Consider the following 6,587-nt stretch of genomic DNA (forward strand, 5'->3'; position numbering starts at 1 on the left):
TCCACTCTACATTATAAATTAGCTTTGTGATGAATTTTAAAAAATTAAACTTTAGTAAATTATCTTATATTACAGCATCATTGCTTTATGCTGCTTTAATTTTTCATTTGCCCGTTTCCTTATACACGGCAGCTGGACATGATGATGCATTATTCTGGAGCCATGCCCAAGAAATTATTAATGGAAATTGGCTTGGAAATTATTCCAATATGACTCTGGCAAAAGGGGCATTCTTTCCCATTTTTTTGGCGGCAAATTATTTTTTCGGAACTTCAATAGTTTTTACATTAATATTATTAAACATAATATCTCGTATTATTTTTATTAAAAGCCTAGCAGAATTTAAAATCAACAAATTATTTTTATTCATAATATTCTCATTAATATTATTTCATCCACAGCTTTTTCCAACAAGAATTATTAGAGATGTAATAGTTCCGCCAATAATATTAATTATTCTGGCACTCCTAATAGACATTATTTTATTAGATAAAAACAAACCAAATAAACCAATTTTTATTGGAATATTAATGGGGATTCTATGGTTAACAAGAGAGGATATGATTTGGGTTGTTCCGGGGTTGGCTATAATATCATTAGCTAGGGTAATTGTCAGCTTTAGCAAAAATATTTACTCTATTAAGCAGGAGGTTAGAAGATATTCTCTAAATTTATTAATAATGTTGATAACTTTTTTTACAATTCCCCTCTCAATAGCATTAATTAATAAGATTGAATATGGAAGTTTTGAGACTGTAGACTTTAAAAGCAGCTCATTTTCAGATGCTGTAAATGTGCTTTTTAGTATTGAGCCTAAGGAATATATTCAATATCTTCCCGTCCCAAATTCTACACTTGACGAGCTTTATGTTGTAAGTCCATCTTTTGCCAAGTTAAAAGATTTTTTTAACGGACCTGGAAAAGTTTGGCAACAGCCTGGATGCGCCATATATCCAAGTACCTGTGGAGGCTATGCTGCTGGCTGGTTTTTGTGGGCTTTTAGAGATGGGGTGGCAAGTCTTGGACTGTATGACAGTCCAGATAGTTCAGCTACTTATTATAAGAGTGTTGCTAAAGAAATTGCTCAAGCATGTAATTCGGGCAGATTAGTATGCAAACCAAGTCAAATTCCTTTAATGCCAAGAATTTCTTATGATGATTTTGGCAAACAGTTTTTCCCCAAAATAATATCTGCAATCAAAACGTCTCTAGTATTGAATCCAGTATTGGGGACTGCTGGACCTTCCATGGACCCCTTGGAGGACTTGAATAAAACTCGAGAATTTTTGGGAAATCCAAGAACAACTAATTCTCCAAGCGAGGCAATCGTTAGAATAAGAGGTTGGTATCATTCAAAGAGTGGTAATTGGATTTCTTTAAAATGTCTAGACGGTGACAATATAATAGTCAAGCCTATTAGCAGAAATTCCAGTCCAGACCTTTTCTCTCACTTTGGTGATGAGGGTTCAAAAAATCAGCGATTTAATTTTGAAATCAAAGAAAAGGAAGATTGTAAAATTATTAACCCCATTGATAATGGTTATTATCAAATATCACCTTATGGAAATAAATATATTAAGTCCATAGAGATTGGGGGCGGGACATTATATATCGATAGTATTTATAATGATAGTATAAATAAATATAAATTTGCATTAAACATTAAAAAAGAAATATCAAAAATATATAAATATTTAATAATTGAATTGTTCTTCTTGGGATTAATATCAATTATATTTTTGTCTATTTTAAAGATAACAAAAAATAAATTTTATTTTAATTGCTTTTTATTTATCTTAAGCATAGGTTTATGGGTTCTATTTGCATCTAGAATATTATTGCTAGTTTTGGTCGATATAACATCATTTCCAGCAATTGATCAATTATATATAAACTCTGGATTCATTATAATTATCTTGTCTTCAGTCTTATCAATAGCCACTATTTTAACAATAAAAAAAATTAATTAAACTATGAATATATTTATTTCCGGTGGCGCAGGTTTCATTGGGTCCAGCTTATCTCGGAAACTATTGAGTTATCCCAGGGTTAAAAATTTGGTTATTTTTGATAATTTTTCATCTGGTACTATTGATCATATTAGCGATATTTTAACTTTTGAAAAAATTAAGTTAATTAAGGGTGACATTAAAAATTTAGAGCTGCTAGTAAATTCCATGTCTAATATAGATTTGGTCGTACATTTTGCCGCAAATCCTGACATAGCAAAGGCTGTAAACCAGCCAGATATAGATTTTTGGGAGGGAACCTACCTAACCCAGAATATTCTCGAGGCCATGAGGTTAAATAAAGTCAAAAATATTCTCTACACCTCTGGAAGTGGAGTTTATGGCGAGGCTCCCAATACTCAATTTCATGAGTCCCATGGTCCACTTTTCCCAATATCAACTTATGGGGCGAGTAAATTAGCATGTGAGGCACTAATTTCGTCCTATTGCCACATGTTTGGAATGCAAGGGCGCGCCTTTCGATTTGCAAATGTGGTTGGGCCAAAACAGACTCATGGGGTTGGCTATGATTTCATTCGACGTTTAAAGGCCGACCCAACTTCTTTGCGAATTCTTGGTGATGGTTCTCAAACAAAATCCTATATCCACGTTGAAGATGTATTAAATGCGATGATGCTCGTTTACGAGCATATGCTGCACGCTGGGTCGCCTCTTTTTGACGTGTTTAATGTTGCGACAGATGACTATATTTCAGTAACTCAAATTGCAGATATTGCATGTGAGGTTGCCGGTCTCAATTCTGCTTTAGTCGGATATGAATATACGGGTGGGGATAGGGGTTGGAAGGGTGACGTTCCTAAAGTTTTATTTAATGTCGAGAAGATTAAGGCCCTCGGATGGAAGGCCTACCGCACATCTTTTGAGGCGATAAAAGACTCGATCACATCCATGAAAGAGGAATTGGAGGCGCTTAAATGAGACCTATTCCAAATACGCCAGATCGGATTGAGTTGCTAGTGTCTGAAAAAGACGATGGATTGGATCCTGAAATAAGTATTGTCGTGCCAGCCTTGAATGAAGAAATTACCATTAAGGAATTTGTAGAGTGGTGTTGGGAGGGATTAAGGCTTGCTGGAGCGAGTGGGGAAGTTATTATTGTTGATAGTTCTTCGGATCTAACGCCTAAAATTGCCTTGGAGGGCGGCGCAAGAGTATTGAGGACCCCAAAAAGAGGGCTTGGACAAGCATATTTAGATGCTATTCCATATATTCGGGGGAATTTTATAGTTATGGGAGATTGCGATTTAACCTATGATTTTAGAAAAATAAAGGATTTTATTGAAAGCTATAAGGCTGGAAATGATTATGTAATGGGGTCTAGATTTAAGGGGGTTATCGAGGCTGGTGCAATGCCAAGCTTGCATCGATATTTTGGAACGCCATTAACAACCTGGATCCTAAATAAAATCTATAAGAGCAAGTTTACGGATATTCATTGTGGAATGCGGGGGCTCACGAAAGATGCTTTGTTAAAAATCAATCTAACATCTCAAGGCTGGGAATATGCATCTGAGATGGTATTGAAGGCAACTCGAGTTGGATTGAAGATTGATGAAGTACCAGTAACCTTTTACAAGGATAGGGAGGGGAGATTAAGTCATCACCGTAGGTCGGGATTCTGGTCTCCGTGGGTTGCCGGCTGGATTAATCTTAAGGTAATGTTGGTTTATAGCCCAGATTCTTTTCTTATCAAGCCCGGCATTGTATTTTTCATCCTTGGCTTTTTGCTGGCAATTCTTTCTCTTGGCGGAGAGATAAAAATTGGCCCAGTTAACTTTGGTTTATATGTGGAGCTGCTAGGCGTTACGTTTTCTATCCTAGGCTATTCACTATTTCAAACTGGAATATTTTCAAGAAATATTCATGGGCTAAGGGCAGGCGTTAAAAATTATATAAATGATTACATTTCATATAATGCGGGAATGGTTATTTCTTGCATCATGATCGGGGCTGGGCTAGCTTTGGATTTACATTTCCTATTAGATTACATAAGCAATCATTTTTCACTTCATGACTATTCTCGCATTGCTGTTTTTGGATTACTTTTGATTATTTTAGGGGTTCAGACCATTACATTTACTTTAATGTTGGAACTTGGGAGACGAGTTGGTTTGCGCGGTGTACATAATGCAGTATAGGCAATCTTCCTTTGGCTCAAAAGGTTTAACTTTGTTAGATCGTTTTGGTACGTGGCTCTCTCGACGTGCGATTTTGAAATATGCCCCCCTCCGCGAAAAATTAAATATTTTGGAGTTAGGTTGCGGCTATTCAGCGAAAAATTTATTGGCGATATCTGATAAGGCAAGAAGTATCGTTGGAGTTGATATTCAGATTGGCGATGAAATTAAATCTCACCCAAAGTTTGTCGGCATCGAAGGAGATATTGAGATTGCAATTAAACAGCTAGAAAATCAAAAGTTCGATTTGATTTTAATAATCTCAGTTTTAGAACACCTTAAAAATCCATTAGAAGTATTGAGCTCATGCAAAGAACTTCTTGCTCCAGATGGCGTAATACTTATAAATGTTCCAACTTGGTTTGGTAAATTCTTTCTTGAATATGCTGCATTCAAGCTTAATCTGAGTCCAAAAGAAGAAATGGACGATCATAAAATGTACTACAACAAGAGTGATTTATGGCCTTTGATTGTTGCAAGTGGGTTTTTGCCAAGTAAAATTAAATTGACCTATCATAAATTTGGCTTGAACTTATTTGCTGTTATTAGAGGTTAAACATGATAGAGCGTTCATCCAAGATAGAGATAGAGAAAAAAGATGATTGGTCTAATCATTGGCAATCTTATGCAAAATCTGCATCCGAAAACCCAGCGCAAAAAATGCGACATCAGCTTATCCTAGAGAAGGTATTAGAGTTTTCCGACCGGCGAGAATTATTGCTTGATGTGGGTAGTGGGCAAGGCGACTTTCTTGCTAAGGCCGTAAGCTTAAAAGTGGCAAAAAAGTATATTGGGTTTGAGTTAAGCGAGGCTGGAGTAGCGATTTCAAGAAATAAGGTTAAAGATGCATTCTTTTACCAAGTTGACTTATTTTCACCTCCTGTAGGTATTAATGTATTTAATAATGCGGCCAATATAATTGTTTGCAGTGATGTAATAGAGCATGTTGATGACCCATTATTATTTTGTAAGTTAATCCTGAATTATCTTAAGCCGGGTGGTCTCCTGCTTTTGACTGTGCCTGGGGGGCCAATGTCTTCATTCGATAGATATATTGGCCATAGAAAGCATTTTAATAAGGCTACTATTTCGAATCTTCTTGAGCAGGCTGGATATAGCGTAGATGCAGTTAAAATGGCAGGGTTCCCATTTTTTAACTTATACAGGCTCCTTGTTATCCTAAGGGGTAGTAAATTAATTCAAGATGCGCAGGAATCTAAAATTACTACTTCTAGCTTTATGGCTCGAATTTTAATGAAGATATTTGGTGCTCTATTTAAATTAAATTTAGATGATTCCCGCTTTGGATGGCAAGTGTTTGCTATCGCCAGAAATCCAAGTTCAATAAAATAAGAAATAGTTTGAAGAGGTCATTTTTTTCATTCCTGTTCATAGGTGGACTTACATTTTTAATCTATTGGGCTGTTCTATGGTTATTGTTTAAAGTAGAAAGAATTTCATATCCATATGTGATTATGGTCGCATATTCTACTTCTATAACTTTCCATTTTTTTGCAAATCGAAGACATACTTTTTATGCTCATACAGGAGCGCTTAAATCACAGATTCCAAAATATATTGTTCTTGCTGCCACCAACTATTTTATTCAACTAAGCATTATTTACATCTTCTACGGGTTGTGTAATTTAAATTTTTATATTGTTACTTTATTTGCAATAGTTATAACTATGATTTCGGGGTATTTTTTTATGGAAAAATGGATATTTAGAGGTGGCTATGATAATTGCTCGTAGTCCATTAAGAATCACTCTGGGTGGTGGTGGAACGGATCTGCCTTCTTATTATCGTGAAAACAATGGCTTTCTAATCGCCGCTGCTATTGATAAGTATGTCTATGTAACTATTAGCAGGCCATTTATAGAAGGTATTTTTTTAAAGTATTCATCGCTTGAAAGCGTTCGCAATGTTGAGGATGTGCAGCATAAAATTATTCGAGAAGCTTTGAGCATGCAAAATCTCAAAACTCCACAGATTGAAATCACTACTCTGGCGGATATCCCGGCTGGCACTGGGTTGGGTTCATCGGGAAGTTTTACTACTGCGCTACTTAAATGTTTGTACGCGCACCGTAGACGCCATTTGTATCAAGAGGAGTTAGCTGAATTAGCCTGCCATATTGAATTAGATAGACTTGGGGAGCCTATCGGAAAGCAAGATCAATATGCTGCAGCATATGGGGGCATAACATGCTTTGATTTTCATCAAGATGACAAAGTTACTGCTAAACCTCTAGATATTGATATCAACACAATATTTGACTTGGAGGACAATCTTTTACTCTTTTTTACTGGCTATTCTCGTAGCGCCAGTGGAATTCTTAAAGATCAAAAAACTCGATCACAACTGCATGATGAAGAAA

Annotated in this window: 7 protein-coding genes; all 7 read left to right on the forward strand. The window is 35.9% G+C overall.

Translation table 11 applies throughout. The features are described from left to right. The first annotated feature begins 29 nt into the window (after positions 1-29). A complete protein-coding gene (locus AOC35_RS15395) occupies positions 30-1,970 on the forward strand; it encodes a hypothetical protein (RefSeq protein ID WP_108648878.1) in 1,941 nt (646 codons plus the stop codon). A gap of 3 nt (positions 1,971-1,973) precedes the next feature. Then, positions 1,974-2,948 (forward strand): NAD-dependent epimerase/dehydratase family protein, encoded by a 975-nt coding sequence (locus AOC35_RS15400; protein ID WP_108648879.1) that lies wholly within the window; start codon positions 1,974-1,976, stop codon positions 2,946-2,948. Then, positions 2,945-4,168, forward strand: coding sequence for a glycosyltransferase family 2 protein (locus AOC35_RS15405; protein ID WP_108648880.1), 1,224 nt, complete (start codon positions 2,945-2,947; stop codon positions 4,166-4,168). The genes AOC35_RS15400 and AOC35_RS15405 overlap by 4 nt, the downstream gene beginning before the upstream one ends. 31 nt (positions 4,169-4,199) lie before the next feature. Next, entirely contained in the window at positions 4,200-4,763 is a 564-nt protein-coding gene (locus tag AOC35_RS15410) for a class I SAM-dependent methyltransferase (RefSeq protein WP_159077630.1), read from the forward strand. 2 nt (positions 4,764-4,765) lie between these two features. Continuing rightward, positions 4,766-5,560: a class I SAM-dependent methyltransferase gene (locus tag AOC35_RS15415; RefSeq protein ID WP_108648882.1), complete on the forward strand. Its 795-nt coding sequence runs from the start codon at positions 4,766-4,768 to the stop codon at positions 5,558-5,560. Further along, positions 5,515-5,961, forward strand: a complete 447-nt coding sequence (locus tag AOC35_RS15945) for a GtrA family protein (protein ID WP_108648883.1) — start codon at positions 5,515-5,517, stop codon at positions 5,959-5,961. Before AOC35_RS15415 ends, AOC35_RS15945 begins: the two co-directional genes overlap by 46 nt. After that, positions 5,945-6,587 (forward strand): GHMP family kinase ATP-binding protein (locus AOC35_RS15425; RefSeq protein ID WP_108648884.1); only part of this gene is annotated, 643 nt, incomplete at its 3' end. The genes AOC35_RS15945 and AOC35_RS15425, both read left to right, overlap by 17 nt.

Origin of the sequence: Polynucleobacter rarus (assembly GCF_003072505.1) — a bacterium.
Taxonomy (GTDB): Bacteria; Pseudomonadota; Gammaproteobacteria; order Burkholderiales; family Burkholderiaceae; genus Polynucleobacter; species Polynucleobacter rarus.

Bases quoted from the DNA above. Each gene is read 5' to 3' on its own strand.
- AOC35_RS15405 (WP_108648880.1), top strand. From the start codon at position 2,945: ATGAGACCTATTCCAAATACGCCAGATCGGATTGAGTTGCTAGTGTCT.
- AOC35_RS15395 (WP_108648878.1), top strand. From the start codon at position 30: ATGAATTTTAAAAAATTAAACTTTAGTAAATTATCTTATATTACAGCA.
- AOC35_RS15400 (WP_108648879.1), top strand. From the start codon at position 1,974: ATGAATATATTTATTTCCGGTGGCGCAGGTTTCATTGGGTCCAGCTTA.
- AOC35_RS15415 (WP_108648882.1), top strand. From the start codon at position 4,766: ATGATAGAGCGTTCATCCAAGATAGAGATAGAGAAAAAAGATGATTGG.
- AOC35_RS15945 (WP_108648883.1), top strand. From the start codon at position 5,515: ATGGCAAGTGTTTGCTATCGCCAGAAATCCAAGTTCAATAAAATAAGA.